General features: G+C 74.2%; 18 protein-coding genes. 9 read left to right on the forward strand and 9 right to left on the reverse strand.

What is annotated here, in order from left to right:
• Nucleotides 1–15: 15 nt before the first annotated feature.
• Both ACPU2J_RS10620 and ACPU2J_RS10625 read right to left on the reverse strand, forming a co-directional pair.
• Nucleotides 16–1,092 carry a Zn-dependent alcohol dehydrogenase gene (locus ACPU2J_RS10620; protein ID WP_365082745.1) on the reverse strand — a complete coding sequence of 359 codons (1,077 nt, stop codon included), beginning with the start codon at nucleotides 1,090–1,092 and terminating at the stop codon, nucleotides 16–18.
• Between the two features lie 40 nt (nucleotides 1,093–1,132).
• Nucleotides 1,133–1,987, reverse strand: coding sequence for a MaoC/PaaZ C-terminal domain-containing protein (locus ACPU2J_RS10625; protein WP_365493499.1), 855 nt, complete (start codon nucleotides 1,985–1,987; stop codon nucleotides 1,133–1,135).
• A gap of 213 nt (nucleotides 1,988–2,200) precedes the next feature.
• Here ACPU2J_RS10625 and ACPU2J_RS10630 point away from each other — a divergent pair, with 213 nt between their 5' ends.
• The 3 genes from ACPU2J_RS10630 to ACPU2J_RS10640 all read left to right on the forward strand — a co-directional run bounded on the left by ACPU2J_RS10630 (nucleotide 2,201) and on the right by ACPU2J_RS10640 (nucleotide 3,655).
• On the forward strand, nucleotides 2,201–2,554 hold the full coding sequence (locus tag ACPU2J_RS10630) for a DNA-binding response regulator (RefSeq protein ID WP_423834947.1): 354 nt from the start codon (nucleotides 2,201–2,203) through the stop codon (nucleotides 2,552–2,554).
• 158 nt (nucleotides 2,555–2,712) lie between these two features.
• On the forward strand, nucleotides 2,713–3,285 hold the full coding sequence (locus tag ACPU2J_RS10635) for an RNA polymerase sigma factor (protein WP_420080940.1): 573 nt from the start codon (nucleotides 2,713–2,715) through the stop codon (nucleotides 3,283–3,285).
• Nucleotides 3,272–3,655: a hypothetical protein gene (locus ACPU2J_RS10640; RefSeq protein WP_423833139.1), complete on the forward strand. Its 384-nt coding sequence runs from the start codon at nucleotides 3,272–3,274 to the stop codon at nucleotides 3,653–3,655. The genes ACPU2J_RS10635 and ACPU2J_RS10640 overlap by 14 nt, the downstream gene beginning before the upstream one ends.
• Before the next feature lie 38 nt (nucleotides 3,656–3,693).
• Here the strand turns inward: ACPU2J_RS10640 and ACPU2J_RS10645 are convergent, their stop codons facing one another.
• Nucleotides 3,694–4,905: a thiolase C-terminal domain-containing protein gene (locus ACPU2J_RS10645; protein ID WP_423834948.1), complete on the reverse strand. Its 1,212-nt coding sequence runs from the start codon at nucleotides 4,903–4,905 to the stop codon at nucleotides 3,694–3,696.
• 26 nt (nucleotides 4,906–4,931) lie between these two features.
• Nucleotides 4,932–7,064 (reverse strand): acyl-CoA dehydrogenase, encoded by a 2,133-nt coding sequence (locus tag ACPU2J_RS10650; RefSeq protein WP_420080938.1) that lies wholly within the window; start codon nucleotides 7,062–7,064, stop codon nucleotides 4,932–4,934.
• 158 nt (nucleotides 7,065–7,222) lie between these two features.
• On the opposite strand from ACPU2J_RS10650, the gene ACPU2J_RS10655 reads away from it, so the two are divergent.
• Nucleotides 7,223–7,744, forward strand: coding sequence for a hypothetical protein (locus ACPU2J_RS10655; protein ID WP_420080937.1), 522 nt, complete (start codon nucleotides 7,223–7,225; stop codon nucleotides 7,742–7,744).
• 15 nt (nucleotides 7,745–7,759) lie between these two features.
• Here ACPU2J_RS10655 and ACPU2J_RS10660 read toward each other — a convergent pair whose 3' ends face one another.
• The 5 genes from ACPU2J_RS10660 to ACPU2J_RS10680 all read right to left on the reverse strand — a co-directional run bounded on the left by ACPU2J_RS10660 (nucleotide 7,760) and on the right by ACPU2J_RS10680 (nucleotide 12,780).
• Nucleotides 7,760–8,671: an RNA polymerase sigma-70 factor gene (locus tag ACPU2J_RS10660; protein ID WP_423833140.1), complete on the reverse strand. Its 912-nt coding sequence runs from the start codon at nucleotides 8,669–8,671 to the stop codon at nucleotides 7,760–7,762.
• A gap of 5 nt (nucleotides 8,672–8,676) precedes the next feature.
• Nucleotides 8,677–9,948, reverse strand: coding sequence for an NAD(P)/FAD-dependent oxidoreductase (locus ACPU2J_RS10665; RefSeq protein ID WP_423833141.1), 1,272 nt, complete (start codon nucleotides 9,946–9,948; stop codon nucleotides 8,677–8,679).
• A gap of 100 nt (nucleotides 9,949–10,048) precedes the next feature.
• A complete protein-coding gene (locus tag ACPU2J_RS10670; protein ID WP_423833142.1) occupies nucleotides 10,049–11,674 on the reverse strand; it encodes a serine/threonine-protein kinase in 1,626 nt (541 codons plus the stop codon).
• Between the two features lie 31 nt (nucleotides 11,675–11,705).
• Complete coding sequence (locus ACPU2J_RS10675) at nucleotides 11,706–11,972, reverse strand: DUF397 domain-containing protein (protein ID WP_399818785.1); 267 nt, start codon at nucleotides 11,970–11,972, stop codon at nucleotides 11,706–11,708.
• The gene (locus tag ACPU2J_RS10680) at nucleotides 11,932–12,780 is read right to left on the reverse strand and encodes a helix-turn-helix domain-containing protein (RefSeq protein ID WP_423833143.1); all 849 of its coding nucleotides are present in this window, start codon (nucleotides 12,778–12,780) and stop codon (nucleotides 11,932–11,934) included. Before ACPU2J_RS10680 ends, ACPU2J_RS10675 begins: the two co-directional genes overlap by 41 nt.
• A gap of 126 nt (nucleotides 12,781–12,906) precedes the next feature.
• Between ACPU2J_RS10680 and ACPU2J_RS10685 the strand changes: the two genes are divergently transcribed.
• From ACPU2J_RS10685 to ACPU2J_RS10705, 5 genes are all read left to right on the forward strand, one after another.
• The gene (locus ACPU2J_RS10685) at nucleotides 12,907–14,718 is read left to right on the forward strand and encodes a protein kinase domain-containing protein (RefSeq protein ID WP_423833144.1); all 1,812 of its coding nucleotides are present in this window, start codon (nucleotides 12,907–12,909) and stop codon (nucleotides 14,716–14,718) included.
• 98 nt (nucleotides 14,719–14,816) lie between these two features.
• A complete protein-coding gene (locus tag ACPU2J_RS10690) occupies nucleotides 14,817–15,458 on the forward strand; it encodes a class I SAM-dependent methyltransferase (RefSeq protein WP_361598385.1) in 642 nt (213 codons plus the stop codon).
• Nucleotides 15,459–15,550: 92 nt separating this feature from the next.
• Nucleotides 15,551–16,312 (forward strand): VanZ family protein, encoded by a 762-nt coding sequence (locus ACPU2J_RS10695; RefSeq protein WP_420080930.1) that lies wholly within the window; start codon nucleotides 15,551–15,553, stop codon nucleotides 16,310–16,312.
• Nucleotides 16,313–16,322: 10 nt separating this feature from the next.
• Entirely contained in the window at nucleotides 16,323–17,033 is a 711-nt protein-coding gene (locus ACPU2J_RS10700; protein ID WP_420080929.1) for a response regulator transcription factor, read from the forward strand.
• Nucleotides 17,026–18,159, forward strand: coding sequence for a sensor histidine kinase (locus ACPU2J_RS10705; RefSeq protein ID WP_423833145.1), 1,134 nt, complete (start codon nucleotides 17,026–17,028; stop codon nucleotides 18,157–18,159). The genes ACPU2J_RS10700 and ACPU2J_RS10705 overlap by 8 nt, the downstream gene beginning before the upstream one ends.

An 18,159-nucleotide genomic window follows, 5' to 3' on the forward strand; every position in this document is an offset into this window, starting at 1 on the left:
CCCCTCGGAGTCGGGTCAGAGTTCGATGCACGTGCGCAGGGCGACGCCCGTGCGCATCTGGTCCAGGGCGTCGTTGACCTCGGCGAGGCCCACCCGGTGCGTGATCAGGTTCGCCAGGTCGATCCGGCCGGCCCGCCAGAGCTCGATGGTGCGCTCGTAGGAGCGGAGCACGTCGCCGCCGCCGTACATGGACGGCAGGATCTTCTTCTCGTCGAAGAACAGCGAGAACATGTTGATCTGGAAGTTGTCGTCGAGGGCGCCCGCCCCGACCACCACGACCGAGCCGCCGCGCCGGGTCATCTCGTAGGCCTTCTGCACGGTCGCGGACCTGCCGACGACCTCGAAGACGTAGTCGAATCCCTCCCCTGAGGTGATCCGGTTCTTGGCGTCGGCGAACTCCTCCGGGGAGACCGCCTCGGTGGCGCCGAAGCGCAGGGCCGCCTCGCGGCGCGAGGCCACCGGGTCGACGGCGACGATCTGGGCCGCGCCCTGCACCTTGGCGCCCTGGATCACGGAGATGCCCACGCCGCCGCAGCCGATGACGGCGACGGAGGAACCGGCCTCCACACGGGCGGTGTTGACGGCGGCCCCGATGCCGGTGGTGACGCCGCAGCCGATCAGGGCCGCGATGTCGAAGGGCAGCTCGTCGGGGATGGGGACGGCGCAGGCGGCCGGGACCACCATCTCCTCGGAGAAGGTGCCGGTGCCGGCGAAGCCGAAGATGTCGCCGGTACCGCGCCGGAAGTTGGGGGTGGCGACGTTCCCGAAGGCCTCCAGGCACAGGTGGCCCTGGCCGCGCCGGCAGGAGGGACAGCGGCCGCACGGCGGCAGCCAGCAGACCAGGACCCGGTCGCCGATCGCGTGGCCGGTGACGCCGTCGCCGATGTCGGTGATCACTCCGGATCCCTCGTGGCCCGGGACGAAGGGGGCGGGCTGGGGCAGTACGCCGCTCATCGCGGACAGGTCGGAGTGGCACAGGCCGGTGGCCTTGATCCGGATCCGCACCTTGCCGGGGCCGAAGCCCACGGCCTCCATGTCGTCGACGACTTCCAGCTTGTCCTGGCCGATCTCGCTCTGCAGTGCTGCGCGCACGGTGCGGCTCCTGTCGGTGCTGTCCGGGAGAAGGGGGGTGTCACGCGTGGTCGACGACGGTGTCGGCGAGGACCGGCGCGTCGTCGCGTTCGACGGCGGTCACCGACACCAGGACGCGGCCGGGCTCCTGCCACATCCGGATGCGCAGGGTCTCGCCCGGGAAGACGATCCCGGCGAAGCGCGTCCGGTAGGCGCGGACCCGGGAGACGTCCCCGCCGAGGGCGGTGTCCACGACGGCCTTGAGGGTCATGCCGTACGAGCACAGGCCGTGCAGGATCGGCTGCTCGAAGCCGGCCAGCTTGGCGAACTCGGGGTCGGCGTGCAGCGGGTTCCAGTCGCCGGAGAGGCGGTACAGCAGGGCCTGTTCCTCGCGGATGCGGCGCTCCTCGACCCGGTCGGGCGCCCGCTCGGGCAGCTCCTCCCGGACGGAGGGGCCGCGCTCGCCGCCGAAGCCTCCCTCGCCCCGGATGAAGATCTGCGCGTCGCTGGTCCACAGCGGCCCGTCGGCGTCCGCGACCTCGGAGCGCAGCACGACGACGGCGGCCTTGCCCTTGTCGTAGACGGCGGCGACCCGGGAGCTGGAGGTGGCCCGCCCCTTGACCGGGATGGGCCGGTGCAGCTCGATGGAGTGGCCGCCGTGCAGGACGTTCGCGAGGTCGACCTCGATGCCGGGCTGGCCGAGGCCGCCGAGCATGGCCATGCCGGCCCCGGCGACGGTCGCGAAGCTGGGCAGGACGTGCAGCCTGGATTCGAGGGTGTAGCGCAGTTCGTCGGGGTCGGTGGCCGGCAGGCCCGCGCCGAGGCCGAGGTGGTAGAGCTGGATGTCCTTGTGGTCCCAGCCGATCTCCCCCGGTCGGGGGTCGGCGGCGAGGGCCCTTGCGGCATCGATCGGCATGTGGATGCGGCTCCCTGTCGTCGGAAGGTCGGGAAAATCGCTGCCCTGGAAGACCTCGGCGCGACCGTCCGCACCGTCGGCCGCACCGAGGTCGTCTGCGGGCCGGTTCTAGAACGCGTTCTAGGGTCGGCCGGTGAGGGAATGTATAACGCACGCCCCCTCACTTGGGAAGACTCCTGACTTCACGTCAGATAGGCTTTCCGGGTGGACGAAATGCCCGTGGAACACCGCCGGGGCCGCGCCCTGCGGGTGCTGCTGGACCCGCCGAATCCGGCCCTGGCGCTGCAGCTCGGCCTCCAGCCCGACATCGAGGTCGTATGGGACCTCATGGCCCGCCCGGCGGTCGCGCTCGTGGAGGATCCCGGCACGGTGACGGCCCTGCTCGCGGACGACCCGGAGTGCCGGGTCCTGGTCCTGACCGGCTCGGCCCATCCGGGCCTGGCGGCCTCCGTCCTCGCCGCCGGCGCGGCGGGGCTGGTGCTGCGCGACGGCCCCGTCGAGGAGCTGGCGGACGCCGTCCGCCGCGCTTCGACGGGCGAGACGGTGGTCGATCCCGCCCTGGGGTGAATCCTTTCGGGGTGCCCCCGCCTCCTGTGTACGTGACCGACACCGAGGTCGGCACCCGAACTGGAGGTCTGACGTGATCACTGCCCTCGTCGTCGCCGGCGCCGCCGTCCTGCTGTGCGCCTGCACCGTCACCGTACTGCGCAAGCGGGGCCGGGCCCGTGGCTGAGCGGAACTGGCCCGACGACGCCCTGATCGTCGCCGCGCAGGCCGGCGACCTCGACTCGCTCACCGCGCTGGTCGCCGGATCGCATCCGAACGTACGGCGCTTCGCGCACTCGCTGTGCGCCTCGACCGAGGACGCCGAGGACGCGGCGCAGGAGGCGCTGATCATCCTGTACCGGAAGATCGGCATGCTCCGGGCCACCGGGGCCCTGGCCTCGTGGATGTTCCGCATCGTCCGCAACGAATGCCTGCGCCGGGCCCGGCTGGCGCCGCGCGAGCGCGAGCGCGCGGAGCTCCCCGACACCGCGGTGATGTCCGCCGAGGACGAGGTGCTGAGGAGGCTGGAGGCGGGGCGGGTGGCGGAGGCGATCGCCGGACTCCCGGCCGACCAGCGGCGCGTCCTGGTGATGCGGGACCTCCAGGGCCACAGCGGGCGGGCGACCGCCGACGCGCTCGGCCTGAGCACGGCCGCGATGAAGTCGCGGCTCCACCGCGCCCGTACGGCCCTCCGGCACAGCCTGCACGGCCCCTTCGACCACGCGCCGGGAGGCGACCATGCCCGTCACTGAACGCACCACGGTCCTCGACCCCGTCCCCGCGGACCGCCCGGGGTGGGACAACCACGCCGGATCCCGGTCCGGCGCCGGATCCCGCTCCGGGTCCCGCGCCGGGTCCGGCTTCGCGAGCGCGTCCGTACCGCGCCACCTGGCCCGCGGCGCGGTGGGCTTCGGCTCGCTGATCGCGGCCTTCGCCCTCCTCCCGGTGTTCGGCCCGGCCACCCTGCTCCTCGCCCCGGTCGGCGTGGTCGCGCTGCGCGGCTGCCCGATGTGCTGGGCGATCGGCCTGGCCGAGACCGTCTCCCGCGGCCGGCTCCGCCGCGAGTGCACGGACGGCGTCTGCGAACTGAAACCGGTCGCACGAAAGCCCGGGACCGCATAGGGCGACGCGAGGGCCGGGGCCGGGCCCGGGCCGGATGGTCAGCGGCGCAGCAGGGTCACCACCGCCGCGCCGCCCAGGCCGATGTTGTGCGCGAGGCCGACGCGGGCTCCCGCGACCTGCCGGGCGCCCGCCTCGCCCCGCAGCTGCCACACCAGCTCCGCCGCCTGCGCCAGCCCCGTCGCGCCGAGCGGGTGGCCCTTGGAGATGAGCCCGCCGGAGGGGTTCACCACCCACCGGCCCCCGTACGTCGTCGCGCCGCTCTCCACCAGCTTGCCCGCGGCCCCGTCCTCGCACATGCCCAGCGCCTCGTACGTCAGCAGCTCGTTGATCGAGAAGCAGTCGTGCAGCTCCACCACGTCCACGTCCTCGATGCCCAGCCCGGACGCCTCGTACGCCTGCCGGGCCGCCGCCGCGCTCATCGGCTTGCCGACCACGTCGATGCAGGATCCCGACGCGAAGGACTCCTGCGTGTCCGTCGCCATCGCCTGCCCGACGATCTCCACCGCCTTGTCGTGCAGGCCGTGCGCGACGAGGAACCGCTCCGACACCACCAGCGCCGCCGCCGCGCCGTCCGAGGTAGGCGAGCACTGGAGTTTCGTCAGCGGTGCGTGGATCTCCTTCGCCGCGAGGATCTCCTCCACCGAGTACACGTCCTGGAACTGCGCGTTCGGGTTGTTCGCCGAGTGCCGGTGGTTCTTCGCGCCGACCGCCGCCAGCTGCGCGGGCGTGGTCCCGTGGCGCTCCATGTGCTCCCGCGCCGCGTTGCCGAAGATCTGCGCCGTGGGCGGGGACATCTCGAAGCCGTGGCCCGCGGCCATGATCCCGTAGTGCCGGGCCACCGGTGACGTCTTGAAGGATTCATCAGCGGCTCCGCCGCGGGCCCCACCGTCGGCGCCCCCGCCCAGCGCGCCGCGCTTCATCTTCTCGAAGCCCAGCGCCAGCACGCAGTCGCTCAGCCCGCCCTCCACGAACTGCCGCGCCAGCATCAGCGCCGTCGATCCCGTCGCGCAGTTGTTGTTGACGTTGTAGACCGGCACCCCGCTCAGCCCGAGTTCGTACGCCGCGCGCTGGCCGGCCGTGGACGCCTGGAAGCAGTACCCGACCGGCACCTGCTGCACCAGCCCGTAGTCCACGCCCGCGTCCGCGAGCGCCGCGGACCCGGCCTCCTTCGCCATGTCCCAGTACTGCCAGTCCCGCGACTCGGGCTTCTCGAACTTGGTCATGCCCACGCCCACGATGTACGACTTCATGCCCCTGCTCATGCCCTGGTGTCCCTTCAGTCCCGCGGAAGGCCGAGGATCCGCTCGGCGACGACGTTGAGCTGGACCTGTGTGGTGCCCCCGGCGATGGTCAGGCAGCGGGACATGAGCATCCCGTGCACCGCCCGCTCCCCCGCTCCTTCGCACACGGCTCCCGCCGGCCCCAGCAGTTCGAGCGCGAGCTCGGCGGTCCGCTGCTGGTGCGGGGTCTGGACGAGTTTGCGCACCGAGGCGCCCGCGCCCGGTTCGAGGCCCGAGACCTGCTGGAGGGTGGTGCGCAGGGCGATGCAGGCCAGGGCGTGGGCCTCGGCGGCGAGGGCGCCGATCCGGGCCCGGTGGGTGTCGTCGAGTCCGGCGGCGCGCGCCAGGAGCGCTTCCAGGCCGGTGTCGAAGGTCATCTGGTCGGCCATGTGGACGCGTTCGTTCCCGAGGGTGTTGCGGGCGACCTTCCAGCCTTCGTCGGCGGCGCCGACCAGCGCGTCGGCGGGCAGGCGCACGTCGTCGAACCAGACCTCGTTGAAGAGGGCCTCGCCGGTGATCTCCTTGAGCGGGCGGACGTCGATGCCGGAGGTGTTCCTCATGTCGACGACGAAGTAGCCGAGCCCCTTGTGCTTGGGGGCGTCCGGGTCGGTCCGGGCGAGCAGGATGCCGAAGTCGGCGCTGTGCGCGGAACTCGTCCACACCTTCTGCCCGTTGACCACCCAGGAGCCGTCGGCCGCCCGCTCGGCCCGGGTGCGCAGGGAGGCCAGGTCGGAGCCCGCGTCCGGCTCGGAGAAGAGCTGGCACCAGGTGATGTCCCCGCGCAGGGTGGGGAGTGCGTAGGCGTCGCGCTGCGCCTGCGTCCCGTAGGCGAGCAGCGAGGGCACGACCCAGGTGGCGATCCCGAGGTCGGCGAGGCGGACGCCCGCCGCGGCGAGTTCCTGCTGCACGACGAGCTGCTCGACGGGGCCGGCGCCGAGGCCGTGGGGGGCCGGGAGGTAGGGGGCCGCGTAGCCGGTGGGGGCGAGGGCCCGCCGGGCGGCGGCCGGGTCGAGGCCGCGGGCGTCCGCGATGGCGGCCCTGGCCCTGGCGCGGTGGGTCTCGGCCTCGGGCGGCAGTTCCAGGCGCAGTTCGCGCCGGGCTCCGGCCGCCGCGCAGTGCACGGCCCGCAGCCGGTGGCCGTCGCCGGGGCCGAGGAGCTGGCGGGCGACGAGCGCCCGCCGGAGGTGGATGTGGGCGTCGTGCTCCCAGGTGAAGCCGATCCCGCCGAGGATCTGGATGCAGTCCTTGGCGCAGGTGTAGGCGGCGTCCAGGGCGGTGCCGGCGGCGAGCGCGGCGACGAGGGAGCGGACGCCGGGCGGTTCGTCCATGGCCTGGGCGGCGTCCCAGGCGAGGGCCCGGGCCTGTTCGAGCCGGACGAGCATGTCGGCGCACAGGTGCTTGACCGCCTGGAACCGTCCGATGGGCCGGCCGAACTGTTCGCGGACCTTGGCGTGCGCGGTGGCGGTGTGCAGGGCCCAGGCGGCGGTACCGCAGGCGTCGGCGGCGAAGAGGGTGCAGGCCAGGTCGCGGACGAGGGCCGCGTCCAGGTCGAGCAGCCGGTCGGCGGCCACGGCCGTCCCACGGGCCCGGACCTCGGCGGTCGGCCGGGTCGGGTCGGCGCTTTCGTGCGGGCGGATGTCGAGGGCCGCGGCGTCCACGGCGAACCATCGGATGCCGTGCGCGGCCTCGGCGGCGAGCAGGACGAGGTCGGCCTCGCCGGCGCCGAGGACGGGCGGGGCCTCGCCGTCGAGCAGGTGGCCGCCGCCCTCGACGGGGACGGCGGTGAGGGTGCCGGGGCCGAGGGCGACCGCGCCGACCCGCCCGGCGAGGGGTTCGGCGCCGGCGCGCTGCAGCAGTACGGAGGCCAGCGCGCTCGGCAGGTAGGCGCCGGGCAGCGCGGCCCGGGCGGCCTCCTCGACGACGACGGCCAGGTCGAGCAGGGTGCCGCCGTCCAGGTGGGGATCCAGCAACCCGGAGTCCGCGAGCGCGTCCCAGTAGGCGGGCCGCACCCCGGTGCGCGGCGGGGTGTCGAGGAGCTTGCGCACGTCCTCGGGCGGCACGGTCCGCGCGGCCCACCCGCGCACCGCCTCGGCCAACTCCCGCTGTTCTTGCGTGATTCCGATGCCCATGCGCGGCAGACTAGAACACGTTCCAATCTGACGGAAGGTCAGAAGAAGCCCGTTCTCGCGGAACGCACCGCGCCGGCCCGGCTCAGGTGCCGCGGAGCCCGCGCGGGCCGGATCGACGCCCGGGGACCCCCCGTCCGGCCCCTCGTAGGGTGGGGGACATGAACGACGACCAGTTCGTGGCCCTGTTCCACGCCCTGGACCGGCTGCCCGGACCGGACCACCTGGAGTTCCCCGACGGTTTCGACCACGACGCGGCCGAGGAACGGGCGACGGCGCTGCTGACCCGCCTCGGCGAGGACATCGGGCCGTGCCTCCTCGGCGGGGCGCAGGACGCCGCCTCCTACTTCTCCGTCGCCGTACCGGCCGAGGCGACCGAGGCGGGAGTGCTCCTCTGCGTGCGGCTGAGCAATTTCGGCGGCCTGGCCGTGGTCACCACGCCGGGGCCCGCCGACCACGACGACCTGGCCCACGCCGTGCGGGACGGGGCCCTGTCCGAGGCCGACCGCGGCCGGGTCGAGGCCGCCCTGTCCGATCTCGGCTGCACGCTGGTCCCCCAACGGCTCCTCCACCGGCGCTACGACGGCGTGACCCGCCTCACCGACGACGGCGACACCTTCCTCGGCTACGGCGTCCACGCGGGCCGCGCCACGTGGTGGACCCGCTTCTTCGAACACCTCTGACGTTCCCGCGCGGGCTCATGCGCGGGTCAGCGGGGTCTCGGACGCGACGCGGGTCAGTTTCTCCGGGTTGCGGACGTAGTAGAGGCCCGTGATGCGGTCGTCCTCCACGCTGATCGCGATGACGCCGTCGAGCTCGCCCTCCCGGTGCACGAGCAGCGCCGGACTGCCGTTCGCCGTGGTGAGCGTGAACGCCATCGTGCCCCCGCGCACGGCCAGGCGGCCGGCGACGAAACGGGCCACCTTGTCGGCGGTGACGATCGGCCGCACCGCGGCCTTGCGCAGGCCCCCGCCGTCGGTCAGCAGGACCGTCTCGGGCGCGAGGACGTCGAGGAGCCCCTGGAGGTCGCCCGTCTCCAGGGCGAGCCGGAAGGACTCCATGACCGCCCGCGTCTGCCCCGGGGACACCGCCGCCCGGGGGCGGCGCGCGTCCACGTGACGGCGCGCGCGGTGCGCGATCTGCCGGACGGCGGCGGGTGTCTTGCCGACGGCGGCCGCGATCTCCTCGTAGCCGACGTCGAAGGCCTCCCGGAGCACGAACACGGCGCGCTCGGTCGGCGACAGCGTTTCGAGGACGAGCATCATCGCCATCGACACGCTCTCCGCCAGCTCGACGTCCTCGGCCACGTCCGGCGCGGTGAGCAGCGGCTCGGGCAGCCAGGGCCCGACGTACGCCTCGCGCCGCCGGCTCGCGGTGCGCAGCCGGTTCAGGGCCTGCCGGGTCGTGATCCGCACCAGGTACGCCCGCGGGTCGGCCACCTCCGCCAGGTCCACCTTCACCCAGCGCAGCCAGGTTTCCTGGAGGACGTCCTCCGCGTCGGCCGCCGAACCGAGCATCTCGTACGCGACGGTGAAGAGCAGGTTCCGGTGGGCGACGAAGGAATCGGTCGCCGGGTCGTGCGCTTCCACTGCGAGTCCCCTCGTCCTCATGGTTCCTAGGCCGCCGGACCGGTGGCGGGGGCCGCGGCCGGGGCGCCGGGCCCACCGACGATTCCGGCCTGCCGCAGCCGGTTCTGGCGCACCCCGCCGCCCGACACCCGGTGCAGACGGTACGAGCCCGGCTCGCGCGCCTCGTCGGCCAGGTGCTTGACCACCCCGGCGCACACGAACTCCTTGAGCTTCGCGCCCGGCCGCCCGGCCACGTGGAACCACAGGGCGACGTCGTTCCTGTGCGCGAACTGGAAGATGCCGCGCTGCCGCCCCAGGCTGATGCACTGACCCGCGAACACGGTGTTCAGGGTCTCCGGCCGCTCCCCCGCGATCCGGCTGAGGACCGTGTCCGCGGCCCGGGCGCCCAGCGGCATCGCCGCCTGGCAGCTCATCCGCGGCGGCAGGCCCGACGGCGCCGCCGAGTCCCCGGCCGCGACGATCCGTACGTCGTCCACGCTGGTCAGCGTCTCGTCCGTGAGCAGGCGCCCCAGGGCGTCGGTGGTCAGCCCGCTGTACGCCGCCAGGTCCGGCACGCCGAAGCCGGCGGTCCAGATCGTCACCTCGCTCGGCAGCATGCGGCCGTCCCGGAGCTCCACGGCGTCCCGGGTCACGGCCGTCACCCGCGCGTCGGCGCCTTCGAGCACGGTCACGTCCAGGGCCGCCATCCGCCTGGCGACCGCGCGCCGCCCCCGGTCGTGCAGGTACGGGCCGAGCACCCCGCCGCACACCAGCGTGACCCGGCGCCCCTGCTCGGCGAGTTCGGCCGCCGTCTCGATCCCGGTCGGCCCGGCCCCGACGACCGTCACGGGGGCGGCCTGCGCCGCGGCACCGAGGACCGGCTTCAGCCGCCGCGCCTCCTCCAGGGAGGCGATCGGAAAGGCGAACTCGGCCGCGCCCGGCACCGAGGGGTCGGCACTGCCGCTGCCGACCGCGTAGACGAGGTAGTCGTAGCCGATCGTGCCGCCGACGGCGAGGTTCACGGCCCGGCCGGCCGCGTCGATCCGGGTCACGGTGTCCACGACCAGCCGGACCCCGTCGGCCAGCACGTCGCGGTAGTCGACGACGGCGTCGTCGCTGCCGCCGACCAGCTGGTGCAGCCGGATCCGGTGGACGAAGGACGGCCGCGGGTTGACCAGCGTCACGTGCACGCCCTCGCGCGCGGTGAGCCGGTTGGCCGCCATGACCCCGGCGTACCCGCCGCCGATCACGACGACCTCGGTGCCCGCGGCGCCCGCCGCGCCCTCGGTGTGCCCCGTGCTGTGCGCGTTCGCGTCCATGGTCTCTCCCGGGCCGGTTCCTGTGTGCTCGTACGCCCTTGAGACACCGCGCCCCCGAATCCTGTGACAACGTGTGAGCCGGATCACTCCGCAGCCCGGATCAGCGGCTGCGCGACGCCGCCTTCAGGGCTGCCCGGGCGACCTCCTTGGCCTTCTCCTGGCAGGCCGGCGTCTCGTACGAGGCCTTGTGCAGGCCGACCCAGACGGAGAGGTTGCCCTCGCGCACGGCGAGGCCGCAGGCCCAGTCGGCACCGCGGTCCACCCAGTACGCCTCGGTCCCGAAGCCCACGTCGGCCGCCGTCCGCTCGGCCGCGTCCACCCGGAACCGGCCGCGCTGGGCGCCCGCGTCGGCCGTCGTGTCCCCGCCGAGGCTCAGCTCCCAGCGCACCAGCGCGCGGGGTGCACCGGTGGACGCGTTGCCGTTCCAGGTGCAGCCCGTCCGTACGCCCCAGCCCTCCTGGGAGCGCGTGTCGAGCGACGGCGCGGGATTCTTCAGGGGCATCCGCCCGCGCACCTCCGGGCAGGTGGGGGTGCGCGTGTAGGCGACGGGGTCGTTCGCCCGGTCCCGTACGTACGCCACCACGCCGGTCCCGGCCACGAGGAGCACCCCGGCCGCCGCCAGGGCCGCCACCCGCCGCCGACCGCCCCACCGGGGCCGGTCCCCGCCCCGGTCCCGGCCCTGGTCCTGGTCCTGGTCCTGTGGCGGCGGAAACGTTCCGGTGGGCCGCTGCGGCGGATCCTTCGGCAACGGCTCCGCGGCCCGGGGCAGGGGCAGGGTCTCCGATGCGGGCCCGGTCACGGAGTCCGGCGCGGGGCCCTCCGCGTCCCGCCCCCGGAGCAGCCCCTCGATCCTCGCCCGCTGCTCGGCGGCCATCCCGTACACGGCCGACGGCCACTGCCGCCCCGCCGGTGTCACCGGACCGATCAGCTCCCGCAGCTCCGCGGGCGACGGCCGGTCCTGCGGATCCTTCGCCAGGCACCGCGCGACCAGACCGCGCAGCCCCTCCGGGACACCACTCAGGTCGGGCTCCGCGTGCACCACGTCGTACAGCGTCCGCAGGGTGGAGGGCCCGACGAAGGGGCTGCGGCCCGTCGCGGCCATGGCCAGCACGGACCCGAGCGAGAAGACGTCGGAGGCCGGCGTGAGCGGCTTGCCCTCGGCCTGCTCGGGAGACATGTACGCGGGTGAGCCGACCACCCAGCCCGTACGCGTCAGCCCGGTGTCGCCCTCGGCCCCGCCGTCCGCCTCCCGCGCGATCCCGAGGTCGATGACGCGGACCCCGTCCTCCGCGAGCAGCACGTTGTCCGGTTTCAGGTCCCGGTGCACGAGCCCGGCCCGATGGATCTCGGCCAGGGCCGACGTCAGTCCCGCGGCGAGCCGGCGTACGACCTCCTCCGGCAGCACCCCGACCGCCTTGACCACGGCCCCGAGCGAGGGCCCGGCCACGAACACCGAGGCCAGCCACGGCGTCGGCGCGTCCGGATCGGCGTCGATCACGGCCGCCGTGTACGCCCCGGACACCTTGCGCGAAGCGGTGACCTCCCGCCGGAAACGGGCCCGGAAGGCCTCGTCGTCGGCGAAGTGCGCCAGCACCTGCTTGACGGCCACGAGCCGCCCGTCGGGCCCTGCGCACAGCAGCACCCGCCCCATACCGCCCTGCCCGAGCACCCCGACCGTCTCGAACGGCCCCACGTGCGTCGGCCCGCCCGCCCCCATGCGTTCCATGCCCCGATCCCCCTCCCGAGTCGGGAGCGGATCATACAGAGACGGACCTCACGAACGCGGCGAAAGCCGCGGGGCGCACGGTGAAAACGGGCCCACCGGGAACCTTGGAATCCCGCACGGCGACGAGGCAGGGCTGCGCGGCGACCTCGACACAATCACCGCCGGTGTCACCGCTGTACGAAGCCTTGCGCCATGCCAGGGCCCCGATCGGGGCGCATTCGACGCACTCCCCGCCGGTGTCGGCGCTGTACGAGGACTTACGCCACGTCGCGCCGGCCAAGTGCTGGTTGGTGTCCATAGCGCTCCTCCATCACTCGGGCGATCAGAGCCGCCGAGTCTTCCAGAGAGAGCGCAGCGGCCTGCAAATGATCGTATCGGAGCGAACCCTCCCTGAGGGCTTGTGGATTGGCCGTCATATGACCCTGTACGAAGTCCTCGGTGTAGACGATGTCCGGATCATTGTCGAACCGAAGGGTGGTGAATGTTCCGGGCAACCCGGCATGGGCGCCCGCCTCGAACGGCAGGATCTGCACCCTCACCCACTCCCGCCCCCTCAAGCCCAGAAGGTGGGCCAGCTGGCCCCGCATGACCTCCCGGCCGCCGATCTCCTGGTGCAGTACCGCCTCGCTCAACACGACCCACATCAATGGCGGGTTCTCTCGGTCGAGGACCCTCTGCCGCTCCATTCGGGCAGCCACCTTGGCGTCGAGCTCACCCTCGCTCCGCACCCCGAGGACCGCCCGCGCGTACTCCTCCGTCTGCAGCAGCCCGTACACCAACTGCGCCTGGAAGGTGGAGATGTACGCCGCCCGGGCCTCCATCTCCGCGTACGCCTGGAACCACGTCGGCAGCACGCTCCGCAGGACCAGGCCCACCAGCCGCGAGAAGTGGCCGCCCGTGTCCAGGGCCGCGTCCACCCGCTCGGAGAAGTCCCGCGTGGGCACCCGGCGGCCGTTCTCCACCATGCCGATCAGAGAGCCCGTGCAGAAGATGATCGAGCCGAGCTGTGCCTGCTTCAGGCCCGCCGCCTCTCTCAGGCGGCGCAGCTCGTAGCCGTAGTAGTCCAGCGGCGAGGCGCTCGGATCGATGTCGCGGGCCTGGACCACGGGACGGTCACCCCCAAGTTCACGCTGTGCGGCGTTCCTTCACTCCGTGGCCGAGCGTAGCCATCCGGGACACCTCCCGGTGACCCGATTCCCCGGACGGGGCGGGCTCTCGGCGATAATGCCCACGTGGGGGAACTGATCGAAAACCGGTACGCACTGGAGGAGTTGCTCGGCCGGGGCGGCTTCGGCGAGGTGTGGCGGGCCGAGGACGGGCGGGTGGGGCGGCGGGTCGCCGTCAAGATCGGCTATCCGCAGACGCCCGAGGAGAGCCGCCGCTTCGAGCGGGAGGCCAGCCTCGCCGGAAGCCTCGCCCACCCCAACGTCGCCACGGTCCACGACTTCGGCCGGATCGAACGGGACGGGCGCGATGCCGTCTTCCTGGTGATGGAGCTGCTGCGCGGCCGCAGCCTGGCCCAGGTGCTGGCGGACGGCGTGCCGCCGCTCGCGGACGCCCTGGAGTGGGCCGGGCGCATCGCGGACGCGCTCGGGGCCGCCCACGCCGCCGGGATCGTCCACCGGGACGTCAAGCCCGCCAACGTGATGATCACCGAGGCGGGCGCGGTGAAGGTCCTCGACTTCGGGATCGCCAAGGCCGGTTCCGCGTCCGGATCCGGGGGCGGGACGGATCTGACCGGCACCGGGATGGTCATCGGCTCGTTCCCGTACATGGCGCCCGAGCGCTGGACCGGCGGGGCCGGCGGGGTGCCCGTCGACGGGCGGGCCGACCTGTACGCGCTGGGCTGCGTCCTCATGGAACTGCTCACCGGCAGCCGGCCGTTCGCCGCCCGCGAGATGCACGAACTGCTCGCCCAGCACCTCACCGCCGAACCGCCCGTGCCGAGTTCGCTGCGGGCGGGGCTGCCGGCCGTACTGGACTCCCTCGTGCGGGAGTTGCTGGCGAAGGACCCGCGCGAACGGCCCGCGGACGCGGCGGAGGTCTCCCGGCAGCTCGCCGAGGCCGCGCGCGACGGAGCCCCGGGGCGGCCCGCAGCCGTGACGTACCCGCCGCCGCCCGCGTACGCGCCCACTGTGCACACCGCGGCCGACGACGCGGTCCGGCTGATGCTGGAGCGGCGGCTGACGCGGTTGCTGGAGGACTCCCCGGCCGACGTCGTCGACCGGCTCGCCGTGCTGGTCGCCGACCTGACCGAGGAGGTGGGCGCGCAGGACGCGCTCACGGTCCGCGCCGCCTGCCACCGGGCCCTGCGGGTCCGCCGGCAGTCCCCGACCGACCTGGAGCGGATCCTGCCGCGCATGGTGCGGGCCCTGGGCCTGGAACACCCGGACACGATCACCGCCCGTGCCACCTGGGTCGGCGAGGCCGCCGCCTTCGGGCCCGGTGACGGCCGCCGCCACGAGGAGGAGCTGCGCGAACTCGTCGCGCAGGCCGGGAGGGTGTTCGGCGCGCACGGCGCCGTGACGCTGACCGCCCGCTACCACCTGGCCTCGGCCATGCACCGCGGCGCCCGCGACCGCGACGGCCAGTGGGACGCGCGCACCCGGGAGCGGGCCGAGAGCGAACGCGCCTGGCTGGGGCCGCTGCTGCCCGACCTGGAATGGGCGATGACGGCGGACGACCCCGTCCTGCTGGACGTACGGCGCAGGCTCGCCCACGACGCCTGGCTGGTCGGTGACTCCGCGGGCGCCGCCGAGCTCTACTGGCGCCTCTTCCCGAACCTCGCCGAACTCGCCGAGCACGGAGACCCCGAGGTGGCCCACCGCGTGCTGCGCAGCATCGGCGAGGCGGGGGACCCCGTGAGCGCGCTGGCGCACATGGACCTGCTGCTGCACCGGCTGCCGTTCCTGAGCGGCAGCCAGTGGCTGGCGCAGGAGGTCTCCGACACCCGCGCGGCCTTCCGCAGGGACGTGCGGGAGCGGCGGCGTGCGGACGGTTCCGGCGGCACGGGCGGCGGACTGTCCCGGCTGTTCGGCCGCTGACCGGCAGGCCGCGCGCTCCTGCGGGACCCCGGGCATGGTGTCCTACCAGCGGGTAGGGCAGCATGGGGCCGCCACACGCGCTCACCCCCGGAGGAACCATGGCCACGCCCAAGCCGGAGACCCTCGCCGCCTTCGAGGCGGCCAAGGGGTTCATGCCCGTACGGGAGGGTCTCGCGCTGTACGAGGCCGCCGCCGCGGCCGGGGCGCTCGGGCTGCCGCTGCTGGAGGTCGGGACGTACTGCGGGCGTTCGACGATCCTGCTCGCCGACGCCGCCCGCGAGGCCGGCGTGCCCGCGATCACCGTGGACCACCACCGGGGCAGCGAGGAGCAGCAGCCGGGCTGGGAATACCACGACCCGACGGTCGTGGACCCGGAGGTGGGGCTGATGGACACCCTCCCGACCTTCCGCCGCACCCTGCACCGGGCCGGGCTGGAGGACCACGTGATCGCCGTCGTCGGCCGCTCGCCGCAGGTCGCCGCCGCCTGGGGCGGCCCGCTCGGCTTCGTGTTCATCGACGGCGGCCACACCGACGAACACGCCACCGGCGACTACGAGGGCTGGGCCCCGCACCTGGCCGAGGGCGGCACGCTCGTCATCCACGACGTGTTCCCGGATCCGGCCGACGGCGGCCAGGCCCCCTACCGGATCTACCTGCGGGCCCTCGCCTCCGGAGCCTTCGAGGAGGTCTCCGTGACGGACTCGCTGCGGGTGCTGCGCCGCACGGGGCCGGGCGTCTGAGGGTCCCTCGGGACGACGGGCGCACGCGGAACGCGGCCCGGCGAGCGGAAACGCATACGCCCCCGCAACATGCCGTCACCTGCGATGGGGGCATGAACCCCGAAGCATCCCCGCCGGCGCCGCGCGGCCACCGCCTCCGCCGGGCCGTTCCGCTCGGCCTGGCCGTACTCGGCCTGGCGGGCGTCCTGTTCGTCCTGCGGCGCCCCCTGACGATGTCCGCCCCCGTGTGCCTGGCGGGCCGCTGGCACGGCTGTTACGACACCTTCAACGGCGTCGTGCTGATGACCCTGGCCGCGGTGCCACCCGCTCTGCTGCTGGTGTGGCTCATGGCACGCCGGCGCGGGGCGGCCGGTGCCGCCCCGGCATGGCGCAGGTCGCTGGCGGAGGTGGGCATGGTGCACGGGACGGTGCCGTTCGTCTGGATGATCCTCATGCCGGGCGCGGCGGCGGGGCTGGTCCCCGGCCGGGTGAGCCTCGTACCGCTGGAGGACCTGCGGACGATGGGGGCGCCCGGGATCGTCGGGAACCTGCTGGTCTTCGCGGCGCTGGGGTTCTTCGCGCCGGTGCGGTTCGCGGCGCTGGCATCGGTGCCCCGGATCCTGGCCCTCGGGGCGGGCTGCTCGGTCCTGGTCGAGACCGCGCAGTACGTGCTGCGGCTGGACCGGGTGTCCTCCGTGGACGACGTACTGGTCAACGCGACCGGTGCGGCGCTGGCCGCGCTGGCGTCGCGCCGCTGGTGGCGCACGGCTCCCCGGCGGCACGCGGACTCGGACACGCGGGCCGTGCGCCGGGCCGCCGAGGGGGTGTCCGGGCGGTCGGGCCGGACCCGGCCGGCGCGACAGGACACCCTCTAGGCTGCCCGGCATGCGCGTACTGATCCTGGAGGACGAGCCCTACCTGGCCGAGGCCGTCCGGGACGGCCTGCGGCTGGAGGCCATCGCCGCCGACATCGCCGGTGACGGGCACAGCGCCCTGGAGCTGCTGGGCGTCCACTCCTACGACCTCGCCGTCCTCGACCGGGACGTCCCGGGCCCCTCCGGTGACGAGGTCGCCCGGCGCATCGTCGCCTCCGGCAGCGGCACCCCGATCCTCATGCTGACCGCCGCCGACCGGATCGACGACAAGGCCTCCGGATTCGCGCTCGGCGCCGACGACTACCTGACGAAGCCGTTCGAGCTGCGGGAGCTCGTGCTGCGGCTGAGGGCCCTGGACCGCAGGCGCGCCCGGGCCCGGCCGCCGGTCCGCGAGCTCGCGGGGCTGCGGCTCGACCCCTTCCGCCGGGAGGTCTTCCGCGACGGGCGGCCCGTCGCCCTCACCCGCAAGCAGTTCGCCGTGCTGGAGGTGCTGGTCGCCGCGGAGGGCGGAGTGGTCGGCTCCGAGGAGCTGCTGGAACGGGCCTGGGACGAGAACGCCGACCCCTTCACCAACGCCGTGCGCATCACCGTCTGCGCACTGCGCAAGCGGCTGGGCGAGCCCTGGGCCATCGCGACCGTTCCGGGCGTCGGCTACCGCATCGACACCGGCGCCGGCGTCGGCACCGACACCGCCGTCGACACTGGCGGCCGGCATGCGTAGGCGCCGCGGACCCGGCGCCCGGCTCGGGCTCGCGCTCAGCTACGCCGGGTTCCTCGCCGTGGCCGGGGCCCTGCTGCTGGCCGTGGTGTGGGGGTTCCTGCTGCGCTACGTCCCCGACAACTCCCAGGGCCTCCTCGGGGTCTCGCCCAACCGCTACCTCCTCGTCCACACCTTCGCCCCGGCCGCCGCCTGGGCCATGGCCTTCCTGCTCGTCTTCGGCCTCGTCGGGGGATGGCTGCTGGCCGGCCGGATGCTCGCACCGCTCACCCGGATCACGGCCGCCGCGCGCACCGCCGGGACCGGGTCGCTGTCGCACCGGATCCGCATGGAGGGCCGGCAGGACGAGTTCCGCGAGCTCGCCGACGCCTTCGACGGCATGCTCGCCCGGCTCGAAGCGCACGTCACCGAGCAGCGCCGGTTCGCAGCGAACGCCTCCCACGAGCTGCGCACCCCCCTCGCCGTCTCCCGCACGCTGCTCGACGTCGCCCTCAGGGACCCGGAGGGCGACAGGGAGCAACTCCTCACCCGCCTGCGGACCGTCAACACGCGCGCCATCGACCTCACCGAGGCGCTGCTGCTGCTCAGCCGCAGCGACCGCGGGACGTTCGCCCGTGAGGAGGCCGACCTCTCGCTGGTGGCCGAGGAGGCCGCCGAAACCCTGCTCGGCGCCGCCGAACGGCGCGGGATCGTCCTGGACGTCACCGGCGGGCCGGCGCCCGTCTCCGGCTCCCCCGAGCTGCTGTTCCGGATGGTGACCAACCTCGTCCAGAACGCCGTCGTCCACAACCTTCCCGCTGGCGGCACCGTGACGGTCCGCACGGCGGTGGACGGGGGCACGAGCGTGCTGCGGGTGGAGAACACCGGCCCGGCGGTGCCCGCCGGCCTGGTGCCGACCCTGACCGAGCCCTTCCAGCGCGCGACGGAGCGCGTGCGCACCGACGAGCACGTGGGCGCGGGGCTCGGTCTGGCCATCGTGCACAGCGTCGTGCGCGCCCACGGCGGAACGCTCGGGCTCGTCTCCCGTCCGGACGGGGGCCTGCGCGTCACGGTCGCCCTCCCCGCCCCGCAGGATCTTCCGGAACCCGCCACAGGCACGCTGCGGGCATACCAGCCCACAAGCGGATGA

The sequence above is a fragment of the Streptomyces manipurensis genome (assembly GCF_049570255.1).
Lineage (GTDB): Bacteria > Actinomycetota > Actinomycetes > Streptomycetales > Streptomycetaceae > Streptomyces > Streptomyces manipurensis.

Coding starts and splice junctions, on each gene's coding strand:
- ACPU2J_RS10630 (WP_423834947.1), top strand. CDS start 2,201: ATGCCCGTGGAACACCGCCGGGGCCGCGCCCTGCGGGTGCTGCTGGAC.
- ACPU2J_RS10640 (WP_423833139.1), top strand. CDS start 3,272: ATGCCCGTCACTGAACGCACCACGGTCCTCGACCCCGTCCCCGCGGAC.
- ACPU2J_RS10690 (WP_361598385.1), top strand. CDS start 14,817: ATGGCCACGCCCAAGCCGGAGACCCTCGCCGCCTTCGAGGCGGCCAAG.
- ACPU2J_RS10645 (WP_423834948.1), bottom strand. CDS start 4,905: ATGAAGTCGTACATCGTGGGCGTGGGCATGACCAAGTTCGAGAAGCCC.
- ACPU2J_RS10650 (WP_420080938.1), bottom strand. CDS start 7,064: ATGGGCATCGGAATCACGCAAGAACAGCGGGAGTTGGCCGAGGCGGTG.
- ACPU2J_RS10675 (WP_399818785.1), bottom strand. CDS start 11,972: ATGGACACCAACCAGCACTTGGCCGGCGCGACGTGGCGTAAGTCCTCG.
- ACPU2J_RS10695 (WP_420080930.1), top strand. CDS start 15,551: ATGAACCCCGAAGCATCCCCGCCGGCGCCGCGCGGCCACCGCCTCCGC.
- ACPU2J_RS10700 (WP_420080929.1), top strand. CDS start 16,323: ATGCGCGTACTGATCCTGGAGGACGAGCCCTACCTGGCCGAGGCCGTC.
- ACPU2J_RS10660 (WP_423833140.1), bottom strand. CDS start 8,671: ATGAGGACGAGGGGACTCGCAGTGGAAGCGCACGACCCGGCGACCGAT.
- ACPU2J_RS10705 (WP_423833145.1), top strand. CDS start 17,026: ATGCGTAGGCGCCGCGGACCCGGCGCCCGGCTCGGGCTCGCGCTCAGC.
- ACPU2J_RS10670 (WP_423833142.1), bottom strand. CDS start 11,674: ATGGAACGCATGGGGGCGGGCGGGCCGACGCACGTGGGGCCGTTCGAG.
- ACPU2J_RS10665 (WP_423833141.1), bottom strand. CDS start 9,948: ATGGACGCGAACGCGCACAGCACGGGGCACACCGAGGGCGCGGCGGGC.
- ACPU2J_RS10655 (WP_420080937.1), top strand. CDS start 7,223: ATGAACGACGACCAGTTCGTGGCCCTGTTCCACGCCCTGGACCGGCTG.
- ACPU2J_RS10625 (WP_365493499.1), bottom strand. CDS start 1,987: ATGCCGATCGATGCCGCAAGGGCCCTCGCCGCCGACCCCCGACCGGGG.